We start from the raw sequence: 18,225 nt of genomic DNA on the forward strand, positions 1-18,225 counted from the left end.
CGTTCGGTTGGAACAACGCACGCTCGTCGGCGGTCCGATGTGCTACGGCGGTTTCGGCGGCAACCGGTCACGCGAACGAGGGGTGTCGCCTCCCGCTTTAGCGGCGGACATTTGCTCCAAACGGCTGGTCGAGAACGAACTGGGCGACCTGCTGCCCAAGAGCGCTTCCGGCGTTGACGTCGATGCTCGTGTGCTGACCGGCGAAGATGCGGCTCATACCGGCTTCGTCGGCGGCGGCCTGGAAGCCGGCGAAGTTCCGGGTCACGCCCGCTAGAGCATCCGAGCTGACCGTAACTGGGCGGTCAGGTCCGAAGAAGGCTGACAGGACCGTGGCTGCAGCTCCGCTTATGGTGCTGTGCGCAGCAGGGTAGGACGGGTCCGCTGCGGTGTTCCCGGCCTGGGGCAGCCAGGTGGTATTGGCGGGATCGACGGCCGGGTTGCCGGGGGTGCCGGCGCGTATGGCTGTTACGGGCCTCCACAGCTGATAGTGGTACTTGGCGTCGTAGAACGCGATGGCGCTGTCGGCGAAGGTCAGGTTCAGATCGGCCAGCAGGTGAGACGATTCCTCGAGGCTGGTTCTGTTCTCGGTGATCTGGTTGTCGGCGATCTCGTTCCACGTGTTCCAGATCGGCGGTGCCCAGAACTTCGCAATCGTCGTTTCGTCGGGTGTACGCGTGGTGCTTGTGTTCTGTCCGAGGCTCTGGACCTGGTTGATTGCATCCGCCCACTGGGGACTCGTGAGAGGGGGCGGTGACGGGGGCCTGAACCGGTTGCCGGCTTCGAGCACCCAGGGCGTGATGGTGCCCCAGTTCGTGAACACCGCGGGAGCGAAGTTCGGTGGGGTGAGCTGGTAGCCACCTGGCTGCGGGGGGTTGGAGGGGACGAAAGGATTTGGAGCGGTTGCCGAACCATCGTTCGCTCGCAAGGCGAGAAGGATGGTTGCTGCCCGACTTCCTACGACTATCCCGGAGTGCTTGGCCGCCGACTCGGGTATCGCGGCGAGCTGCGTTGCCAGCAGTTGATTGAGCTCGGGGGCGAAACTGGGGAAGAGAGCGAGCAGGGTGTCGTGGGCGGCCTGGTCGGCCGCGGCATCTGGTCGTGCGGAATGTGGTGCGACCACGCTGAACTGATAGGGGTTGTCGGCGCGGGTGATCGACACGACGGCGTCATATACGGCGGTGTTCAGGAGCGCGAAACTTCGAGTGGGGTGGATGGTGGCGGGCTGCGCTCCCGGGGTCAGCTCGATCCTGAGCAGCTCTTTGTTCCAATCGACGGCGATCTGCCCGCTCCCGGGCTTGAAGGCCGCTAGGGGGCCGCCTCGATCGGCGTTGAAGTTCGCTGACGTCGTCGTGTCGCCGTTGGCCGGCCCGGGAGCCGCAAACGCGCCAGCGGCGATGAGAGCCGTGCCGAGCGCGGCGAGCGTAATCATTTTCCTCTTCATGTTCGAATAGCTCCTTCGTTGTTGCGTTTGTTGTGTCGGCATATAAGGACGGGCGCAGGGTGCTGGTAGGGAAGGAACCGCACCCAGCGCTCCATCCGGCCTAGGAGTTGGGGACTATGTCGCCGAAGATCCCGTCGGCTTCGTGGTTCGGGCCCGCAGTGAAGTACAGAGCGCCTGCGACGACGTTCAGGGAGCCTGCCGGAAAGCGCAGACCCCAAAGGCCGTCGATCGTGAGAGGACCGTGGCTGCTTTCGAGCTGCCCGAGAAACTGACCGGTGACAGGGTTGAAGGCGTTGATGCGGCCGTCTCCGAAGTTACCGACGAGGATGTCGCCGGCGAACTGCCCGAATGTGGACGGCGCAAGTGTTACGGCCCAGGGAGAGTCCAGCTTGCCTTCACTGGCGAAGCGCCGCAGCAGATCTCCGTTCGGAGCGAACACGTCGACGAAACCGTTACCAGGGCCGGCGTCGTCATCGTGCTTGAAGGCGTCCTGCTTGGCAAAGGTCACAAACAGCTTGCCCCCTATGTTGTGAATACCAAACGGTGCGAATCCGGCCGGGATGGTCGGGTCGGTGAAGGTGTTGACCGGCTCGAACTTGGAGTTGAACACCTCGACTGTCCCGAACCGGAAGTTGGTCGCGTAGATGAAGCTCGCCGTCGGCGTGCTAACGAGCGCCAGTCCCTTGTAGACCGCCCCGACGTCCCCCGCTGCGTCTCGGGCCCTGGAGCTGTCGACCGCCCTCACCGCATGAGTCGGATCGACGCCAGGGTTCCAGCCGGCGATGACGCCGTCTTCGGTCGCCCAGAGGAACTTGCTCGGGCCGGACGCCACACCATTGGAGACGGCGAATCCCGTGGTCGGATTGAAAACGGTCCCATCCGGGGTGCCGGCCGCGCCAGCGCCAGCCGAAGCGGGAGGGGGGATGGACACGACGAGTTGTTGATTTCCAGACCCTGGTTGGGGATTGCCTTGACCGTCGTAGAGGGTCGACACACCGGCTGCGTTGTCGGAAACCCATATCGGCAGTCCAGGCCCTGTCGAGGTTCCCCACGAGTTCTTCAGGTTGGGATCGGTATGTGTAGCCAGGCCGGGAATGTCGGAAACGAGGTTGGTCTGCGCGTAGGAACGGCTGGTCGAGTTGGCAAGCGCGCCTGGCGCGCTCACTGTCAACCCGACGGTCGTGGACGTGGCGGCGAGCGCCGCAAACACCGCGGCACGTTTTGCAATTTTCTTCATCAGATCTCTCTCTTGTCAGGGTCGGGGGGAGTCGGCGTATGAACCGCGCTCGGCGACATCCAGGCCGAACGTCGGATTAAGCCGGAGCCGCTAGACGATGGGACGCCATGGCGTAACCCGGCAACGTCATCAGATAGGACGCCGGGTTACGCGGCTCCGACTGAATCCTGCAGATTAGAGAGAGGGACTGAATGACGTTAGGCAGCGTCGCTGGTATCGGCACCGACGAATTGACGCTCGAGTCCGAGCAGCTGCAGGCGTGTTCGAACTGGTGGCGGCATGTTGGAGACTCGAAGATCACCATGAATGCTCCGGATGAGACGTGCCGAACCAAGAAGGGCACTTATCCCTACAGCGTCTAACGACACCACATCCCGAAGATCGAGGTCGACACGAACGAACGGCCTGAGTACCTCGTGTACTGCGTGCCTCAAGGCGGTTGCGCTGCACCAGTCGAGGTCCCCAATTGGACGGATGCACACCGCTCCATCAGGGTAAGTCTCAGTCTTGATCATGATGTTCCTTTCGCGACCAGCGCGATGATGCCGGCCCAAAATCGGTCGTCTCTGGGTGGACGCTTCGGTATCTGATACGCAGGCGGGTTACCCGCAGCAAGACAATCGTCCGGTCGTCGGCCGCGGTAACCATCCCCGTATCTGTTTGATGACGGACTCACCCGAATTGCTTGCCACTGAGACAGGTTGGTGACGACCTCTGCAGCGCATGTCCGGGGGGTTCTCGGTGCTCTAGTGACAGGGAGGAAAAAGGGATGCGAAGTCGACTGCCCACCGGCCGTTTCAGTCGCTCCGCACGTTTGGCCGGGCTCGCCGGGCGGACCGTGGTCAACCGGGCCGAGACCCGCGTCGGTCGTCGATTTGGAGGCGAGAGAGCACAGGCGGCCGAGCGGGCCCGCCAGGCCCGGCTCGCAGAGCGCTACCGGCGGGTCATGGGCGACATGAAGGGCGCCACCATGAAGGCCGGCCAGATCCTCTCCTTCGTGGACATGGATGCCCTGATCCCGGCTTCGCAGCGCGACATGTTTCAGTCCGCGTTGACCGGCCTGCAAGATGATGTGCCGCCACTGGCGCTCGAAGAGATCTCAGGAGTGATCCACAGCGAGCTCGGAGCTCCACCGGAGAGGCTCTTCGCCTTCTTCTCCGCCGAGCCCGTTGCCGCGGCCTCCATCGGTCAGGTACATCTCGCTCGACTGGGTGACGGGACAGAAGTAGCGGTCAAGGTCCAGTATCCAGGAGTCGCCGAAGCGGTCCGGGCTGATCTGGCGAACACGGAATTGTTCGCAGGGGCGATAGGCACCGCGCTGAGGTTCCTCGGTCCCCGAGCCCCCAGAATCGATCCAAGGGTATTGGCGGAGGAGATACGAGACCGTGTCACCGACGAACTGGACTACCGGTTGGAGGCCGCCAGCCAAGAGACGTTCCACGCCCTCTACGAGGGCCACCCGTACATTCACGTCCCCCGGGTGTACGGAGAACTGTCGACCGGCAGGGTTCTGGTCAGCGATTACGTTCACGGACAACGCTGGACCTCAGCCATCACCGCTCCACCCGACGTTCGCTCCCGGTGGGGGGAGGGCATCTTCCGGTTCGTGTACACCAGCTTGTACCGCCACGGCCTGTTCAACGCCGACCCGCACCCCGGCAACTTCCTGTTCCACGAGGACGGTGGAGTGACTTTTCTCGACTTCGGCTCCGTACAAAGGTTCGACGACGAGCAGTTGAAGGCGATGTCCGCCCTACTGGACGCCACCTTTGCATCCAGTGCGACGGACGTCACCAGGGCGTTGAAATGTCTGGGAATGCTCAGCGGTGACGACGCCAGCGCGCTCGACCACGAGCGCCTCCTCGACTTCTATCGCGCCGTGCTCGCCGACCGGGTATCGCCACAGCCGTTCACGTTCACGCCGCAATGGGCCGGTGAGATCGTCGCTCACACCTACCAGCCGCTCGGTCCGTGGTACGACGTCACTCGACGACTCCGCATGCCCAAGCAGCTGCTGTACCTCAATCGGATCCTGATCGGAGCCAGCTCCGTACTCGGGCACCTCTACGCCACCGCCGACTGGCGAGCGATCGACCACGAGATTCGTCACGGGGGCCCGCCGGCCACCAGCCTCGGCCGCGCAGAAGCCAACTGGCGCGCCCGTCGAATGGATAGTCAGGGAGTCCGGGAAACAGCCTAAGCCAGTTGTAACTCGAGCCCGTATCTCCTTGTGTGATGACAGCGAACGTTCGTCTGCCGCCGGCGCAATGAGCTCCTCGCCCTGGATACGAGGTGTGTACCGGCGCCCGGCGTCATACGAGCGGGAACGCGAATCGGATCATGCCACCTTCGTTCCTTTGACCCGGTTGGAGGATTCCGTCTATCCGGACTGGGATTCGGCTTACCTGGACAACGTCGGCCTCCTATATCGCCTGATGTACTCCAAAGTCGGGAACCGCGCCGACGCTGAAGATCTGACTGCTGAAGTGTTCCGCGCGGCGCTCGGTCCCCTGCGATTGTCGGCGTCGAAAGGGGAGGTGCGCTCATACCTGCTCGCCACGGCTCGGACTGTCCTGGCATCACACTGGCGCCGCCGATATGGGCTCGAGATAACGCAAATCGACCCCTATGCCAACCTCGCCTACGAGGTCTCCCCCGCCCCCGATACTGATGCCGGTCCGCGTGTCGCGACGATCCTCGCCGGACTGCCGGAGCATTACCGGCGAGTCCTCGAGTTGCGGTTCTTGCAGGGCTGCTCGATCAAGGAGGCAGCTAGTGCGTTGGGCATCAGTGTGAACAACACCAAAGTCCTCCAGCACCGAGCCCTGCGGATGGCGGCTCGAATGGAAGAGGAGCCGGACCGATGACCGACCACGAGGTCGATACATTCGTGGACGCTCTCCTGAACGACCAGACTCCCAAACGGTTCCCGGCCACCCGGGAGGACCGCGACATATTGCGGATAGCAATTGAGTTGCGAACCCGGCAGACCGAACGCATCAGCCCCGAACCGTCGTTCGTCGAGCAGCTGCATCTACATTTGGCGTCCGCTCTCAGAGGCGGGGCGAAGATCCTCCCGCTTGATAGCAGCGGTCTGTACAGGGGTGAACGTCGTCCGATGACAGCACGCCTCGGCACAGACCCTGCTTCGGCCGGGCGTATCTCCCGGAAGTTCCGGGGAGCTGCCAAGGCGGCAGCGGCGGCGCTTCTGGTGGCAGGAACGTTTACCGCCACACGTCTGACAGATAGTCACTCGCCCGTGCCCGTGGCGCAAAGCGCCGTCAACGCCGGCGGGGTTCGCTCCGGGGTGCTGGTTGGCGCCGATGGTCGAACCCTGGGACGGGCATACGCCTACACGGGGGACCCGTCGTGGGTGTTCATGGACGTCCATACCAGCGGCCTGAGCGGCCTCTACGTGTGCCGCCTGCAATTGGCAGACAGCAGCACCATCCTCGCCGGGGTGCTCACCGTCCACAACGGGACCGGCGATTGGGCCCACACCATCAAGGTTCCGGCGGCCCAGCTGCGAGAGGCGACCCTGGTGGCTCCAAACGGCTCCATCATGGCCCGGGCTACGTTCTCCTAGGGCACGTAGCGCTGGGCCCCAGGCCGCGAGAAGTGGTCCCAGCGGGGCAGGCGCTCTGCCACGTCTATGACGATCGAGGCCACCACAAGGGCAAAGCCGAGCCTCCACCTTTCGCACAGCGAGAGCGGGTGGCACTCCTCTTGAACGATCGACAGGTGCTCCGCGGAGCGCCGGTCGACGCCCACTCTCGGCCACCGATTCGTTTCGGTTTCCGTGTCGAGGCGTGTTGCCATCTCATTCTCCTTGTGTTGCCTGCATAGGCTCTCCCAAAGGAGATACGCGCCGAGTTACGGCCGAGAGGCGCCTATTGTTCGCTTGACTAAACAACTCCGAGCCGACTGGCGCGCCGCCTGTGACGGAGACGGGCGAAACGGCGGCTCTGTAACCCCTCTGCGTATCTACATCCGACTATGGGTTCTTCATATGCACTGACCCCCCTGTCTGGATCAGAATCCGAGCGCCCCCGGACGAGAGCGCACCTTCACTTGCTGGACGCCAACACCTATCCCGACTGGGAAGCGGTCTACCGAGACAACGTGAGCCGCCTTTATGGGCTCATGTACTCCCGCGTGGGTAACCGCGCCGACGCCGAAGACCTGACTGCCGAGGTGTTCCGTGCAGCATTGAAACCTCTACGTCTCGCCGCTTCCAAGGGGGAGGTCCGTTCCTACCTGCTGGTGACCGCCCGGACGGTCCTGGCCTCGCATTGGCGGCGGACCCTCGGCCAGCCGGTGACCATGATCGATCCCGACGTAGACGTCGAGTGGCTTTCCGATCCCCCTCCAGAAGGAAACCCGACCACCGAGTCAACGGAGCGGGTGGGACAAATCCTTTCCGCCCTGCCTGACCGTTACCGTCAGATCCTGGAGCTTCGCTTCTTGCATGCATCCTCGCTCAAGGAGGCGGCCGAAGTTATGAACGTGTCTGTAGGTAACGCCAAAGTCCTCCAGCACCGGGCACTGCAGATGGCCAGTAGCGTGGCGATGGAGATGGACTCATGACCAAGCGCCACCGTGAGAAGTATGTCGACTCGTTGCTCGAAGACCGGCGGCCACCTCGGTTCGACGCCGATCCTGACGACGCCGAGTTCATCCGCACTGCGATTACCCTGCGCGCCGCCCGTGGTGATCTGGCGGCACCTCGCGATGAGTTCATGTCGGGACTCTTCGACGAGTTGGCTGCTGTCCACGGCGAACATGGAGAGCCGCCCGACACGTCGGTTGCAATGTTCCATCGGCCGAGACGTGCGGCGATCGTTTCGGCGGCCGCGGCGGCGGTTCTTATCGGCGGGACCTTCGGGGTGACAGAGGCGGTGAATCACGGCAGGTCGGCGCCGGCCGCCGTCGCCAAGGGCGGCATTCACAGCTCTGTGCTTCTCGACGTCGACCATCGGGCGGTCGGCCGTGTCAACCTCTACGGTGGCAGTCCCGCCTGGGTGTTCATGAACCTGAACGACCCCGGACATGACGGGACCGTCGTCTGTCAGCTCAGAGGTGCCAATGGGAACGTCGAGGTTGCCGGCGCCTTCCAGCTCACGGGCGGCGAAGGCGAGTTTGCGCGAACGATCAAGGTCAACCTCACCGACGTCAGGTCCGCGAGCATCGTCACTTCGACCGGCATCACCCTCGCGACGGCGACCTTTTCGTAGGCCTGAGGGCGGCCGGACAGGGCGTGGAACTCGGCCAACCGGCCGCATCCCGCCAGCCCTCAGATGAGCGAAAGCCGCCTGATGGCCTCCCAGTCCAGGTGAACCTCGGATACAGCGACATTCTCCACGAGGTGGCTGAGCGACGACGTGCCAGGAATCAGCAGCACGTTCGGAGAAATGCGCAGGGTCCAGGCCAGGACCACCTGCGCCGCCGTGATGCTCAGGCGCGCGGCCTCGCGGAGCACCTCGGGCCTTCCGAGTACAGACCGAGGATCGGAGCCACCCGATCCGAGCGGCGCGGACGGCACGAACGCGATGTGCCGTCGGGCGCATTCGTTCAACTGCGGCTGGGACCGGCGGTTCCCCAAGTGGAAGGCGTTCTGTACGCAGGCCAGGTCCGTGAACTGGAGGGCGTGGAGCAGCTGGGGAAGTGTGACATTGCTGAGCCCAATCGATTTGACCAATCCGTCGTCACGGGCTGACACCATCGCGTCAAGCTGATCGTCGAAGAACAGGTTCGGTTCCCCCCGCCGCATCACCTGGAGGTTGACGACACCCAGGGCGTCCACCCCGAGCTTTCGGAGGTTGTCCTCGATGCTCCGGCGCAGGTCTCTGGGATCATCGTCGGCGAGGAAGCCCCCGTGGCGGTCTCGTCGCGCCCCGACCTTGGTGACCAGGACGAGGTCCTCGGGGTAGGGATACAGGGCCTCACGAATGAGCTCGTTCACGATATCCGGCCCGTAGAACTGGGCGGTGTCGATGTGATTCACACCCGCGCGGACCGCTTCTCGCAGCACTGCGAGCGCCTCTCGGCGATCCCTGGGTGGTCCGAACGCGTTCGGCCCCGCGAGCCGCATTGCGCCGAGACCGAGAGGCGAGACCGAGAACGGGCCCAACGCGCGCTGATCCCCGTGAACTTCGAATTGTTCAGTTGCTGTGGAACGAGATGGGCGCATGGCTAGTTCTCAATGTTGGCGTGCGGGCGGCTGACGAAGGTGGTGATCACGCGCCCTCCTACGTCAGGCGATGTGCGCGGGTCCTCCCAAAAGCGGCGCCACAGTCGCGACTCCTGGAACAGATCCAGCCCGATCCACGCTGCCAGACTGAGAGCGCCGACCGCCTCCAGAACGATTGATTCGACGGCGAAAGGGGCGCTTAACGACTCGGTGAACCCGAACAGGCCGGCGTTGACGCTCACGACCAGCCCCCCGAGTATTCCCGCGAGCAAAGCGATCCCCAGGAAGCCGAGCAGACGGCTGGGCCGAAGCAGCAGGCCGGCTGCAAGGACGAAGGCACCTATGGTTGTGGCAAGGAACAAAGGCCCGATGGTGGCGATGTGGCGGTAGCCGACCTCCCACAAATGCAGATGAATCCATCCAACAGCGGCCAGGAGCCCGACGGAAACTAGTCGGATGACCAGGACGCCAACCTCAACGGCGTCACCTCGAGCTCGGATCTTTCTGTGGTGTGCTGATGCAACCGACCCAGCTGCCAACAGGTCTCTCGTTCTCATCGTTGATACTCCTCTACTAACTGTCGGGTGGAATTACGCCGATCAGTTACAGGGATCAAGGGGCAGCGGCGGAGAGACACCTTGACGTAACCCGGCGTCGTATCGATCAGCCAAGAAGACAGAACACGGAGGTAACCGTGAGAAATGCTGCTGGCAACCCCGCCGCCCAGTCGATCGACACGAACGACGCCGTGCTGCGCGCCACGGGGGTACTAATGCTCCTCGCTATCGGCACGATCCACTTCTTGCAGATCGTTCCGACGACAGAGCAGACACCGCTACTCGGCGTGGCGTTCTTGGGGATCATCGCAGCTTCCCTCGCCGTCGCCGTGTGGCTAGCCCACCAGGGGAGCCGCCTCGTGTGGACCGCTGGCGCGACGGTCTGCGCTGCAGCGATAGGGGGCTACGCCTTTACCCGCATTTTCAGCACGCCCATCGACAACCAAGACGTCGGCAACTGGTCATGCATGCTTGGTATGGCTGCCCTCTTCGTGGAGACGACCCTCCTCGGTCTCAGCGTTTACAGGGCCAGAGCCCAACGACTGGTGCTCACCGCAGTAGCCGAGCTCCCACGCAGTCAACGTAGTCAACGAAGGCGCGCAACCCGTGGAGACCCGAACGCCGCCTGAGTCGGCGACCGGCCGCTTCAGTGGGTAGCGCAATGCACGAACTAGCGTCGCTTCGTGAGCGACGTTTTCATCCAGGCGGAGCAGCGGGTATCTCCGGTCGAGCTGTTTTTCGATCTGGTCTTCGGGTTCGCCTTCACGCAGGTGACGACCTTCTGGGTTGAGCATGACTCATGGTCAGGGGTGGGCCAAGGTTTGTTGGTCCTCGCCACACTGTGGTGGGTGTGGGCGAGTTTCGCCTGGCTGACAAACACTGCCAACACGGAGGCGGACCTTGTCTTGGCCGTGGTCGTCGTGGCCACCGCCGGCGTGTTCGTGGCCGCCCTTGCCGTCCCCGAGACTTTTACCGGGCACCGCCTCATCTTCGGTATCTCGATTCTCGCGGTGCTCGTCGCCTTCGTCGGACTCTACGCCGAGGTGAGCAGGGGGCTTCCAGACCAACTCGCGGCCGTGTTGCGGATGGCCCGCACTGCGCTGCCAGCTGCCGCCCTGATCCTCGGCGCGGCATTTGTTCCAACAGGTGTTCGATCCGCTCTTTGGGGGGTCGCCATCGTCGTCGGGTTCGTCGGTCCGAACCAGGGCGGGCTCGGCGGCTGGCGGATCTTTCCGGCTCACTTCGCCGAACGGCACGGTTTGATTCTGATCATCGCCATTGGGGAGTCGCTGTCCGCGGTCGGCTTCGCGGCGCGGGGGACGCATCTCGACGCTGCTGAGGTCGGAGCCGCTGTCCTCGGCCTGGCTGTGGCCGCGGCGTTCTGGCTGGCCTACTTCGATTTCGCCTCGGGCGGGATCCGCAGCCTTCTCGAAAAGAGCCACGGAACCGAGCGGGTCGCCTTGGCTCGGGACGCGTATACCTACATGCACCTACCGATGGTGGCAGGCATCCTTCTGTTCGCCTTTGCCGTGCGCACCGCGCTTGTGCATCCCGGCTCAGACCTCGAAATCGTCCCCGCCGTGGCGCTTTGTTGCGGCAGTGCACTCTACCTGCTTGCCTTCGTAGGGCTTCGGTGGCGGGCGTCCCGAAGGCTTGGCATAGGTCGCCCGATCGCGGCCGTTACCTTTGTTTTGGTCACGCCGGCGGCAAGGTTTCTCCCCGCAGTCGCTGGACTTGGACTTATCGCCTCCGTGTGGCTGGGGCTTCACGCCTATGAACTCGTCCATTGGCGGGAAGCTCGCGCGCTAAGAAGGTCGCTCGAAGCGCCCAGCTAGCGACCTTCGACTCGGTTCCCGTTGAAGTTGCGGGTGTTCGTCGACTCGCCCTCAGCGCGGTATTTGACAGTCATCGACTTTGATGATGGTTCCCGTGACAAACTCCGAGTTGGGCGACAACAGGTACAGCAAAGTGCTGTCAAGCTGCTCGGGACTCCCCATCCGTCCCCGGGGGAACATGGCGGTCATATCCCCCTGACGGCTTATCATCCCGTCCATCATCTCCGACTTGAACGAGCCAGGCGCAATTGCATTCACATTGATACCGAACGGAGCCCATTCCACCGCCAGGGTTTCCGTCATCCGATTGAGTCCCGCCTTGGTGATTGAATACAGCGCCGAGCCGCTGACCACGTAGCAGTAGGCGGCCATCGACGAGATGTTCACGATATGCCCAGGGGACTTACGGTCGATCCAGCGCCGGGCCACTTCGCATGAGAGCAGGAAAGGCGCTCTGAGATTCGTGGCCAAAACCGAATCGATGAGCTCTAACGACATCTTCGTGGCGTACTTAGCATCAGGTACGCCGGCGTTGTTCACGAGGATGTCGATCGGCCCCAGCTCGGTCTCAGCGACGTCGACCGCGCTTCTTATGGCCGTCGCATCGGTTACGTCCAAAGGGACGGGCGAACATATCCCCCCGGATGCCTCGACCTCGGCCGCCAGTTCCTTCAGCCGATCCGTCCGGCGACCCATCGCTGCGACCCTCGCTCCTGCCGTCGCCAACGTGATCGCGAAGCGGCGTCCGAGTCCCGACGAGGCTGCGGTTACGAGGGCGACTCGGTCGGTTAGTTCGGAATTGGGCATGTTCGGTCTACCGGTTCGAACCGGCCGGGGTCACCACCCAGCCATCGTAGTGGGGTCACGAATAAACCGTCAATACTATAATCGAATAGATCGATTCATGCGCTCAGATCATCAAGTCGAGAACGGTCGCGTCCGTCCTTGCGACTGTCACCTGCCGCACGTGCTCGAGGTGTGCTCGCCAGAACCGCTCGGCTTCGACCGCATCGCCAGCCTCGATCAGGCTCAGGGCCTTCTCGTGCTCGGCGAGCATCCTCGGTGTTTGCCGTTCGCCGCCACGCTCAGCTCTGTCGATCTGGGATCGAGCTGTGTGACGATCGATTATGTCGTGGAGCATGGCTGAAAACACGATCACCGTTTGGTTGCCAGCCAACTCGACTATCTGGGAGTGGAACCGCTCACCGATGGACCTCACCAGCTCCGCGTCGTCCATCGCCGCCTGGTGCTCGGCCACGGTCTGCCTGAGGGCGGCGATGTCGGCTGGATCCCGACGCTCGGCCAGGACGGCCACCGCCGGCGGTTCGATGAGGATACGCGCACGGTGCACGTCATCGACCGTGGCGCGGTGGTACTGGAGGAAGGCCCCCGCCCGCTGAGCGGTTACGTCGACGGAAGGCTCCCTCACGATGGTGCCCCCCCGAGAACCGCGTCGCATCTCTACGAGAGCTTCGGTCTCGAGTATGTGCAGGGCCGCCCTTAACGTGGGAAGCGAGACACCGAAGCGCTTCATCATCTCCGGAGGAGGAGCGAGAGGCTCGCCCACCGGCAACTCTCCGCGCAGGATGGCGCCCCGCAGCTGCCTGGCGATCAACTGCGCCGCCTTCGGCACCTGCGCGATCGTTTCCTCTTCGTCGTCGGATACAGGCATCGCGTCGATACCGACGATCCTAGAGGTTGGCACCAAGTTGACCACGGTCTCTCCTCCTCTGCCTGGGCCCGAACCGGGATATCCGCTTCCGTGGCGAGCGCCGGTCTGGTCGCCGGATCCCGCCTCGAGGTAGATTCGATGAATCCGATTAAAGTATTGACGATTTGGGGCGGGACGTCTACCCTTCGGGGGTGGCCGTGGCCGCAGTGGTCTTCGACATGGGAGGGGTCCTCACCGATCCGCCGTTCCTCGGCTTGGAGCACTACGCCGGGCGCCTGGGTCTGCCCCCCGATGCACTGAAACAGTTCTTTCGGGGCGACCCCACGATGGCTCGGTTCGAGACCGGGACCATCAGCTCCCGAGAGTTCTTCAAGTACGTCTGCGTCTCCTGCCGGGACCGATACGGCGTACGCGTCGACATCCACGAGCTTGCAAGGGCCGCAGAAATGGGCGAGCGCCTCCAGCCAGCAACCCTGCGCTTGGTGGCGGAGGTGCACCGTCGGGTTAAGACGGCACTGCTCACCAACAACGTCAAGACCGCGGGATGGCGGGAGAGCTTCCCCTTCGACGAGTTCGATGTGGTCGTCGACTCATCGCAGGTGGGGGTCCGCAAGCCGAATCCGGCGATCTACCGGCATCTAGTCGAAGCGCTGGCCATCGACCCGGATGCAATCGTCTTCTTCGACGACTTCGAGGAGAACGTGGAGGCGGCGCTCCACCTCGGAATCCAGGCGTTCGTCTTCACCAACGTGGCCGATTGCCGCGCTCAACTGAGCGAACTAGGCGTGCTGGAACGGCCGGCGTGATCGACGAGGTGACGTTCTCACGTGAGGCGATCTGCTTCCTGAGCCGCCACAGCGAAACCCGGCCGCCCGAGGTTGTGCGATGGGGTGAGGGTCCCGAGGAGCTCGCCATCTTCCACGAAACGAGCGGGCCGGAGGAGCAGCGCGAGGTCGCGGATGCGAAGCGATGGCAGGCCACCCGTTGGGGCGCCGGGTTCGGTTGGATCTGCGGGCCGACCAAATACGGCGGAAGGGGGCTCCCGGCGTCCTTCGACCGGCTCTACCGTCGGCTCGAAGCGGGCTACACAGTCCCGGACCTCGGCCCGCTTCGAATCGGGATATCCACGGTTGGTCCCTCCCTGGTGGCGAACGGGAGCGAGGCCCAAGTTCGCCGATTCGCGGTCGGAATCCAAGCCGGCGAGATCGTCGCCTGCCAGCTGTTCTCAGAACCCGACGCAGGATCGGACCTCGCGAACGTCAAGACCCGAGCCGTGCGCGACGGAGACACGTGGATCTTGAGTGGGCAGAAGGTGTGGACGTCGAACGCGCAGTTCGCCGATATCGGTCTGGCCTTGACGCGAACCGACCCCGAGTCCCCGAAGCACCGGGGCCTGACTGCGTTCGTGGTGCCAATGCATTCCCCCGGCGTCGAAGTAAGGCCCATCCGCCAACTCACCGGTGGGGCCAGTTTCAACGAAGTGTTTCTCGACGGCGTCGAGGTTCCGGATCACCTTCGGGTGGGTGCCGCCGGCGACGGTTGGCGGGTCGCCCTCAGCACGTTGTCCGCCGAGCGGGCTGCGACCGGCGATCGCAGCCACGGCATGACCAGCCGGGCTCTGCGGCTGCTGATCGCGATCGCGCGCCAGTACGGCAAGAGTGACGATGCTCTCGTCAGGCAATCGCTCGCCGAGATACACGCCAGACTCGAAGTTGCCCGGTTCCACCAGCTGCGAGTCCAGTCCTCAGCAGAAGGTGGCGCCGACGGGCCCCGGCGGGCAGCGGACAAACTCATGCTGTCGGGCAACCTGCAAGCGATAGGAGAAGCGGCGGCGCTCGTTCTGGGACCGCGGGTCGCGGCCGACATCGGAGAATGGGGAACGTTCGCTTGGAGCAGTTGGATCCTGGGTGCAACCGGCTATCGCTTGGGGGGCGGCACGGACGAGGTGCTGAAAACGATGCTTGCGGAGAAGGTGCTCCACCTGCCGAGGGCGTCATGACCGCCCTGCCGAAGGCGTCACGATGACGGAGTCGGGATCGACTAGCGAGCCGTACCGGACGATTTGTGTCGAGGTGGACGCGCACATCGCGACGATCACGCTGAACCGCCCGGAGGCGCTCAACGCGTTCAACCAGACCATGCTCGACGAGTTCGCGCGGCTTTGGCGTACCTGCCGGATGGAGGACGACATCAGGGTCGTGGTTCTCCAGGCTGAGGGCGACACGGCGTTCTCGACCGGGGTCGACCGCAAGCAAGGCCGGTTCCGACACCCGAACCCCTGGAGCGAGGACGACCCGGGCTTTTTCCTGGGGGCAAAGCAGAATCGGGTCTGGAAGCCGCTGGTGTGCGCCGTGCACGGGATGGTGGCCGGCGGCGCGTTCTACTGGCTGAACGAGGCAGACGTGATCATCTGTTCGGACGACGCCACGTTCTTCGATCCCCACACGACCTACGGGATGACCTCGGCGCTCGAACCGCTCGGCCTTCTCCGACGGATTCCGATGGGCGAAGTCCTCCGACTGGCTCTATTCGGGCTCGACGAGCGCATGTCTTCGCCGAGGGCGCTTCAGATCGGCCTGGTGAGCGAGGTCCTCCCCCGCGCGGAGCTTCGGCCCCGCGCCCGAGTCCTCGCCGAGCGCCTGGCGGCGAAGCCCCCGCTTGCAGTCCAGGGGACCGTCAAGTCGATCTGGGATGGCTATCACATGACCGTGCAGGGCCAACGGGAGGTCCCCTTGTTGTACCCGCGGCTGGCGAACCCGGTTTCGAAACTGGAGATGGACGAGGTCGAAGTTCCCTCCTTCGAGATCAGATGAACCCTTCTCAGTTCCGAGATATCCGCTACGAAGTCGACTCTGGTGTGGGCATCATCACCCTGAACCGCCCGGACCGGCGCAACGCATGGACCGGTTCTATGGCGGTCGAATACCGCTGGGCCTTGCACCACGCCGATGTCGATCCGGGTGTCCGGGTGGTGATCCTCGCCGGGGAGGGTCGCGACTTCTGTGTCGGGGCCGAGCCGGGGTCGTTGCGCGAGATCAGCGTTGATGGCGGCAGCTACACCCGGGCGTCCGCTCCCCTGCCGCCCTACCCCGATGGGACCCCGGAATGGCTGCGCCACAACCACTGCGCAACACTCGCGATCGGCGTGCCGGTCATCGCCGTGGTCACGGGCGCGTGCGCGGGAGCCGGCTTCGTCCTGGCGACGTACTCGGACCTTCGCTGGGTGGCCGACGACGCCAAGGTGACCAGCGCCTTCGCCCGGCTCGGTTTGCCGGCCGAGTACGGCACAGCCTGGTTGCTCGCCCGGCAGGTCGGCCTTTCCAACGCCATGCAACTCCTGTACAGCGCCGATGTGGTCGACGGTCCTAACTCGCTGAGGCTGGGGTGGGCGCAGAGGACCGGACCGGCCGGCGAAGTCCTCGAGAACGCGAAGAGTTACGCCCGGCGACTCGCCCTGCACAGCTCGCCGCAGTCGCTCCGTTCGATGAAGCGGGCGTTGGTCGTTGATGCGGCAGGAAGCCTCGACACTGCCTACAGGAAGTCGGTGCAAGACATGGAGGAGGCGCTGCGCCACCCGGACTTCCGGCGCGGGCTCGATGCCCAGGCGGGCCGGGTGCTGCCGAACTTCCTATGACAGGAGCTCGATAACGGTACGGGCTGTTCCCGGGGAACTCAGCAACTGCTGGAGAGCGCCCTCCAAGTGTCGCCGCCACAACGCTTCGGCTTGCGCAGCGGATCCAGCATCGATCAGGTCCACCAACCGCTCGTGCGCTGCGTGAGCCTCCCGGTGGCGGGCGATCGTCTCGTCTCCCGTCTGGCGAGTGGCCGCGTTCTTGACCACCTGTTGGGCGATTATCCGGTTTGTCACCGCGCTCAGCATCGAGATGGTCGGGCTGTCTGCCAGTTCGATCAGGCGGAGGTGAAACCGTCCTTCGGCGCGAGGAAGTTCGACGGGATCGGCTATAGACGCCTCCTCCTCGGCGAGCGCCTCCCTCAGCTCCCGCACGATCCTCTTCCTGGCCTTCCTCGAGGCCAGCATCCCCGCCACGGGTACCTCGACCATCAAGCGGCCCTGGTGGACATCTTCGAGAGTGGCACCCCGATACTGCAGCAGCACGCTGGCGTTGTCGGACACCATGCTCACCGAAGGCACCCGCACCCTTCCACCGCCGTTGGCGCCACGCCGGACAACCACCAGTCCCTCGGATTCCAGCACCCGGAAAGCGTCCCGGACCGTCGTGCGGGCGACGTTGAAGCTCGACATCAGTGCTCCCTCGGGAGGCAGCAGCTCGTCGGGTTTGTACTCGCCGGTGATGATCCGGCGGCGCAGGGTGTTGGCGACCAGCTCCGCTGCTTTTGGGATCCGGATCCGCTCATCGGTGGCGGCGCGGAGGTCGCTCATCGCATCATGTCCTGAATAGGCCAATTATAGATCGACCAAGCCCGATCCAGAAGGATCTCGACCGATTCACGGGGAACCCGCCAAGGTCAGCCGATCCCGGCGAGCAACGCGTCGTTCATTCGGCTCGGCAACTCTCGCAGCAGGTGCAAGCCGCCGAGCCGGGCGGGCACCACGACGTGAGATCGGCCCGAGGCCACGGAGTCGATCACCTTGGCGGCCACAGAGTCCGGGGTGAGCTTCGGCAGTGCGTGGGTGCGCGCCAGGCGCCGCGACACCGCCGCGACCGTGGGCGACCGGCGGGCCTGTTCCATCATGTCGGTCCCCGCGACCTCACCGAGTTGCACGATGGTCACCCTCACCGGGGTGCGCCGCAGCTCCCGCTGGAGCGCTGCCGAGAAGTGCACCAGCGCCGCCTTGGTCGCCCCGTAGGTCGCGAGCGTCGGAAAGGCGGTGATGGCCGCGAGCGATGACACGTTGGCGATGCGGCCGGTGCCGCGCGCGACCATCCCCTCGACCGCCTGCCGGCACAGCTCTATCGGAGCGACGCAGTTGACGGCGAAACTGGACCGGATACCGTCGGCGGGCTGGTCCACCAGACGGTCGACCAGTGCGACGCCGGCGTTGTTGACGAGGACGTCGACCGGGCCGGCCTCCGCCTCGATCCGGTCAATCAGGCCCGCGACCTGCGACGGGTCGGCCAGATCGGCGGGAAACGCCCTCGCCCCGGTCAGGTCGGCGACCTCGGCCAGGGCGTCGGACTGGCGTGCTACCCCGGTCACCCTCGCTCCACGACTGGCCAAGTTGATGACCATGGCCCGACCGATGCCTCGTGATGCGCCGGTCACGATGCAATGAGCGCCCTCAATTGACAGGAGCGCCGGGCGCATCATG

The 18,225-nt window shown here is 64.3% G+C and carries 21 protein-coding genes; 12 read left to right on the forward strand and 9 right to left on the reverse strand.

The features are described 5' to 3' along the window. Window positions 1-97: 97 nt before the first annotated feature. Both VFZ97_10235 and VFZ97_10240 read right to left on the reverse strand, forming a co-directional pair. Complete coding sequence (locus tag VFZ97_10235) at window positions 98-1,441, reverse strand: vanadium-dependent haloperoxidase (GenBank protein ID HEX6393812.1); 1,344 nt, start codon at window positions 1,439-1,441, stop codon at window positions 98-100. Window positions 1,442-1,541: 100 nt separating this feature from the next. Beyond that, a complete protein-coding gene (locus VFZ97_10240; protein ID HEX6393813.1) occupies window positions 1,542-2,678 on the reverse strand; it encodes a TIGR03118 family protein in 1,137 nt (378 codons plus the stop codon). A gap of 191 nt (window positions 2,679-2,869) precedes the next feature. Between VFZ97_10240 and VFZ97_10245 the strand changes: the two genes are divergently transcribed. From VFZ97_10245 to VFZ97_10260, 4 genes are all read left to right on the forward strand, one after another. After that, the gene (locus tag VFZ97_10245) at window positions 2,870-3,040 is read left to right on the forward strand and encodes a hypothetical protein (GenBank protein HEX6393814.1); all 171 of its coding nucleotides are present in this window, start codon (window positions 2,870-2,872) and stop codon (window positions 3,038-3,040) included. Between the two features lie 407 nt (window positions 3,041-3,447). Next, window positions 3,448-4,878, forward strand: coding sequence for an AarF/ABC1/UbiB kinase family protein (locus tag VFZ97_10250; GenBank protein HEX6393815.1), 1,431 nt, complete (start codon window positions 3,448-3,450; stop codon window positions 4,876-4,878). 67 nt (window positions 4,879-4,945) lie between these two features. Then, on the forward strand, window positions 4,946-5,545 hold the full coding sequence (locus VFZ97_10255; protein ID HEX6393816.1) for an RNA polymerase sigma factor: 600 nt from the start codon (window positions 4,946-4,948) through the stop codon (window positions 5,543-5,545). Next, window positions 5,542-6,264 (forward strand): hypothetical protein, encoded by a 723-nt coding sequence (locus VFZ97_10260; GenBank protein HEX6393817.1) that lies wholly within the window; start codon window positions 5,542-5,544, stop codon window positions 6,262-6,264. The genes VFZ97_10255 and VFZ97_10260 overlap by 4 nt, the downstream gene beginning before the upstream one ends. On the opposite strand, the gene VFZ97_10265 is transcribed toward VFZ97_10260, so the two are convergent. Next, window positions 6,261-6,497 (reverse strand): hypothetical protein, encoded by a 237-nt coding sequence (locus tag VFZ97_10265; protein ID HEX6393818.1) that lies wholly within the window; start codon window positions 6,495-6,497, stop codon window positions 6,261-6,263. The two genes, VFZ97_10260 and VFZ97_10265, sit on opposite strands and share 4 nt — an antisense overlap. Before the next feature lie 252 nt (window positions 6,498-6,749). Here VFZ97_10265 and VFZ97_10270 point away from each other — a divergent pair, with 252 nt between their 5' ends. After that, window positions 6,750-7,265 carry a sigma-70 family RNA polymerase sigma factor gene (locus VFZ97_10270; protein HEX6393819.1) on the forward strand — a complete coding sequence of 172 codons (516 nt, stop codon included), beginning with the start codon at window positions 6,750-6,752 and terminating at the stop codon, window positions 7,263-7,265. Beyond that, window positions 7,262-7,912, forward strand: a complete 651-nt coding sequence (locus VFZ97_10275) for a hypothetical protein (GenBank protein HEX6393820.1) — start codon at window positions 7,262-7,264, stop codon at window positions 7,910-7,912. Before VFZ97_10270 ends, VFZ97_10275 begins: the two co-directional genes overlap by 4 nt. Before the next feature lie 59 nt (window positions 7,913-7,971). Here the strand turns inward: VFZ97_10275 and VFZ97_10280 are convergent, their stop codons facing one another. Then, entirely contained in the window at window positions 7,972-8,808 is an 837-nt protein-coding gene (locus tag VFZ97_10280; protein HEX6393821.1) for an oxidoreductase, read from the reverse strand. A 62-nt stretch (window positions 8,809-8,870) separates the two neighbouring features. After that, complete coding sequence (locus tag VFZ97_10285) at window positions 8,871-9,425, reverse strand: hypothetical protein (GenBank protein ID HEX6393822.1); 555 nt, start codon at window positions 9,423-9,425, stop codon at window positions 8,871-8,873. A gap of 137 nt (window positions 9,426-9,562) precedes the next feature. Here VFZ97_10285 and VFZ97_10290 point away from each other — a divergent pair, with 137 nt between their 5' ends. Together VFZ97_10290 and VFZ97_10295 are read left to right on the forward strand one after the other, a co-directional pair. Further along, a complete protein-coding gene (locus VFZ97_10290) occupies window positions 9,563-10,054 on the forward strand; it encodes a hypothetical protein (GenBank protein ID HEX6393823.1) in 492 nt (163 codons plus the stop codon). Window positions 10,055-10,108: 54 nt separating this feature from the next. Further along, on the forward strand, window positions 10,109-11,260 hold the full coding sequence (locus VFZ97_10295) for a low temperature requirement protein A (GenBank protein HEX6393824.1): 1,152 nt from the start codon (window positions 10,109-10,111) through the stop codon (window positions 11,258-11,260). A gap of 51 nt (window positions 11,261-11,311) precedes the next feature. Here VFZ97_10295 and VFZ97_10300 read toward each other — a convergent pair whose 3' ends face one another. Continuing rightward, window positions 11,312-12,067, reverse strand: coding sequence for an SDR family NAD(P)-dependent oxidoreductase (locus tag VFZ97_10300; protein ID HEX6393825.1), 756 nt, complete (start codon window positions 12,065-12,067; stop codon window positions 11,312-11,314). Between the two features lie 103 nt (window positions 12,068-12,170). Beyond that, the gene (locus tag VFZ97_10305; protein HEX6393826.1) at window positions 12,171-12,965 is read right to left on the reverse strand and encodes an FCD domain-containing protein; all 795 of its coding nucleotides are present in this window, start codon (window positions 12,963-12,965) and stop codon (window positions 12,171-12,173) included. A 158-nt stretch (window positions 12,966-13,123) separates the two neighbouring features. Here VFZ97_10305 and VFZ97_10310 point away from each other — a divergent pair, with 158 nt between their 5' ends. The 4 genes from VFZ97_10310 to VFZ97_10325 are packed head-to-tail and all read left to right on the forward strand — an operon-like array spanning window position 13,124 to window position 16,566. Then, window positions 13,124-13,738, forward strand: a complete 615-nt coding sequence (locus VFZ97_10310) for an HAD family phosphatase (protein ID HEX6393827.1) — start codon at window positions 13,124-13,126, stop codon at window positions 13,736-13,738. After that, window positions 13,735-14,931 carry an acyl-CoA dehydrogenase family protein gene (locus tag VFZ97_10315; GenBank protein ID HEX6393828.1) on the forward strand — a complete coding sequence of 399 codons (1,197 nt, stop codon included), beginning with the start codon at window positions 13,735-13,737 and terminating at the stop codon, window positions 14,929-14,931. The genes VFZ97_10310 and VFZ97_10315 overlap by 4 nt, the downstream gene beginning before the upstream one ends. Window positions 14,932-14,953: 22 nt before the next feature. Further along, window positions 14,954-15,745, forward strand: a complete 792-nt coding sequence (locus VFZ97_10320; protein ID HEX6393829.1) for an enoyl-CoA hydratase/isomerase family protein — start codon at window positions 14,954-14,956, stop codon at window positions 15,743-15,745. Further along, window positions 15,742-16,566 (forward strand): enoyl-CoA hydratase-related protein, encoded by an 825-nt coding sequence (locus VFZ97_10325; protein HEX6393830.1) that lies wholly within the window; start codon window positions 15,742-15,744, stop codon window positions 16,564-16,566. The genes VFZ97_10320 and VFZ97_10325 overlap by 4 nt, the downstream gene beginning before the upstream one ends. Here VFZ97_10325 and VFZ97_10330 read toward each other — a convergent pair. After that, window positions 16,561-17,334: a GntR family transcriptional regulator gene (locus VFZ97_10330; protein ID HEX6393831.1), complete on the reverse strand. Its 774-nt coding sequence runs from the start codon at window positions 17,332-17,334 to the stop codon at window positions 16,561-16,563. The two genes, VFZ97_10325 and VFZ97_10330, sit on opposite strands and share 6 nt — an antisense overlap. Before the next feature lie 86 nt (window positions 17,335-17,420). Then, window positions 17,421-18,224 carry an SDR family NAD(P)-dependent oxidoreductase gene (locus VFZ97_10335; GenBank protein ID HEX6393832.1) on the reverse strand — a complete coding sequence of 268 codons (804 nt, stop codon included), beginning with the start codon at window positions 18,222-18,224 and terminating at the stop codon, window positions 17,421-17,423. Window position 18,225: the final 1 nt, after the last annotated feature.

It is taken from the genome of Acidimicrobiales bacterium, assembly GCA_036378675.1.
GTDB lineage: Bacteria > Actinomycetota > Acidimicrobiia > Acidimicrobiales > Palsa-688 > DASUWA01.

Coding starts and splice junctions, on each gene's coding strand:
- VFZ97_10250 (HEX6393815.1), top strand. CDS start 3,448: ATGCGAAGTCGACTGCCCACCGGCCGTTTCAGTCGCTCCGCACGTTTG.
- VFZ97_10240 (HEX6393813.1), bottom strand. CDS start 2,678: ATGAAGAAAATTGCAAAACGTGCCGCGGTGTTTGCGGCGCTCGCCGCC.
- VFZ97_10255 (HEX6393816.1), top strand. CDS start 4,946: ATGAGCTCCTCGCCCTGGATACGAGGTGTGTACCGGCGCCCGGCGTCA.
- VFZ97_10265 (HEX6393818.1), bottom strand. CDS start 6,497: ATGGCAACACGCCTCGACACGGAAACCGAAACGAATCGGTGGCCGAGA.
- VFZ97_10335 (HEX6393832.1), bottom strand. CDS start 18,224: ATGATGCGCCCGGCGCTCCTGTCAATTGAGGGCGCTCATTGCATCGTG.
- VFZ97_10300 (HEX6393825.1), bottom strand. CDS start 12,067: ATGCCCAATTCCGAACTAACCGACCGAGTCGCCCTCGTAACCGCAGCC.
- VFZ97_10285 (HEX6393822.1), bottom strand. CDS start 9,425: ATGAGAACGAGAGACCTGTTGGCAGCTGGGTCGGTTGCATCAGCACAC.
- VFZ97_10235 (HEX6393812.1), bottom strand. CDS start 1,441: ATGAAGAGGAAAATGATTACGCTCGCCGCGCTCGGCACGGCTCTCATC.
- VFZ97_10275 (HEX6393820.1), top strand. CDS start 7,262: ATGACCAAGCGCCACCGTGAGAAGTATGTCGACTCGTTGCTCGAAGAC.
- VFZ97_10245 (HEX6393814.1), top strand. CDS start 2,870: ATGACGTTAGGCAGCGTCGCTGGTATCGGCACCGACGAATTGACGCTC.
- VFZ97_10320 (HEX6393829.1), top strand. CDS start 14,954: ATGACGGAGTCGGGATCGACTAGCGAGCCGTACCGGACGATTTGTGTC.
- VFZ97_10260 (HEX6393817.1), top strand. CDS start 5,542: ATGACCGACCACGAGGTCGATACATTCGTGGACGCTCTCCTGAACGAC.
- VFZ97_10325 (HEX6393830.1), top strand. CDS start 15,742: ATGAACCCTTCTCAGTTCCGAGATATCCGCTACGAAGTCGACTCTGGT.
- VFZ97_10330 (HEX6393831.1), bottom strand. CDS start 17,334: ATGAGCGACCTCCGCGCCGCCACCGATGAGCGGATCCGGATCCCAAAA.